Raw genomic sequence first — 1761 nt, forward strand, 5'->3', positions numbered from 1 at the left:
TCATCAGATTTTGCGCGGGATACCCGGTACTTCTAGTGCCGGGAGGGATAGCGCGTCGCTCGCAGAGCGACTCGGTTACGCCACCGCCTGTCCCGCTCCTCCTTTTAGTTGGTGAATAGTCGGGGTGAGGTGATAGCCGTAGCCATCACCGCGTTGTATCACGGTGCAGTGTTTGTGCGAAATGCCCTGCACGGCACCCTGGTCGGTCTGGATATTGAAACTGCCGGTTTTGCGCACCGCGACGCGGCCCGTATAGGTACCGGCCTTTTTGCCGCTAGGCACCACGGCTTTCACTATGTCGCCGGTTTGAAAGCCCCGCACCTGCTTCTGGCGCATCAGATAGCCACGCGGAAAACCATATTTCGTCAAGCGGGTGCGCTGGTAGTTGCCGCGCCCGGTGCATTTGATCGTTAGCGTCGAGGCTGTCCAGTCGTGCAACCAGCCGAAAGCGCCCACACAAGCCGCATCCAGGGCGTGAGTCTTAGGAATGCCGAGTCGCTGACGGTTGTATTTAGTGCGACCACCGCTGGCGACTGCCACCGGCAGTCCCGTCGTTTTAAGCGCATTAAACAGTGCCCAGCGCGTGGCATTAACCGCACTGGCATCGCGCAGCGGTTGCTTGAGCTGGCGTTGTACCCGCTCCAGCCGTGCGTCCGCTGATAAGCCGTTAGCCTTGAGGCGTTTTCTCAGCCCCTTGTCACGGGAGAAAAAGTCCGCCAACGGCAGCGAACCCTTAGCCTGATTGCAGGGGTGGCAGCTAAGGGTCAAGTTGCTGACCCGGTTGGAACCACCGCGTGAACGCGGCACCACATGCTCAATCTCCAGCGGTGTGTCGCCGGTGCCACAATAGGCACACTCACGGCCCCATTTTGCCAGCAGGTACTCGCGTACCTCGTAGCCCAGCAAAGTACCTTGCTGGTACTCGACCCCGCTAATCTCCGGGTTGTCGAGCTTCTGGGTATCAAAGCGCACCAACTCCTGGCTGATGGCCGTGACGGGGGCTAGCTTGCTGAGTCGTTCTACCCAGGCCATGACCGTATCCACTCGATGTTGCAGGCTGGGGGCCAGCCAGCCTTTGGGCTTGGTGCGATTGTTGAAGCGCGGGGCGCGATAACGCAGATTCTTTGACCGGCGACGCCGCCGAAAGCCACGGCGCTGCTCCAGTGACTTCTTGATCTGATAGCCACGATGCACCAGGTCAAATAAGCACAATACATGCCGTTGCGGGCCGTCTGATTCGGTGCTGTCCGTTTCACGCATCAACGCCAGCCCGGTCGTTTTGCTGCCAGGGTCGATGCCCAGGCGAAGCGGTTGCGTGTCACCACCCACCCGATCTTTCAGCCGGATCGTGAACGGATAGCGCTTATGTACCACGGCACGACCACGCGCCAACAGCAACCGGGCGCGCTTTTCGCTGCACGGCATCAGTGGCCGCTTGTGTTTATCCCGTACGAAAACCGCCATGCGATTTCCTCCTAATCAATGCCCTTACGGGCCTGGTGTCGCAGGGCTTTCGCCCCGTCTCCCCTCGGGAAGGTTGATAACCGGCTCCTGCCAACGATATGGCTATCGGCAGCGATCAAGACCTTCGGCGTTTTACCCTGCGCCAGCATGATCCTGACCTTTCAGAGCGCCAAACTGAGGAAGCATTTGGCGGTGAGTCTTGGCGACCTGTTATCAACGTAGCGGGTTGGCTACCGCTTTCCCTGGTCAACCGGGCTTGCTTTTACAAGCCTCCGGCTTCAGCCGGAGGTAATTGAC

Annotated in this window: 1 protein-coding gene; it reads right to left on the bottom strand. The window is 59.5% G+C overall.

What is annotated here, in order from left to right; all coding sequences use genetic code 11:
• Positions 1-75: 75 nt before the first annotated feature.
• On the bottom strand, positions 76-1464 hold the full coding sequence (gene iscB / locus INT33_RS20905; protein WP_193086018.1) for an RNA-guided endonuclease IscB: 1389 nt from the start codon (positions 1462-1464) through the stop codon (positions 76-78).
• Positions 1465-1761 lie beyond the last annotated feature (297 nt).

Origin of the sequence: Halomonas colorata (genome assembly GCF_014897985.1) — a bacterium.
Taxonomy (GTDB): domain Bacteria; phylum Pseudomonadota; class Gammaproteobacteria; order Pseudomonadales; family Halomonadaceae; genus Vreelandella; species Vreelandella colorata.

Excerpts from the sequence above, each read along its gene's own strand:
- iscB (WP_193086018.1), bottom strand. The coding sequence starts at position 1,464 with ATGGCGGTTTTCGTACGGGATAAACACAAGCGGCCACTGATGCCGTGC.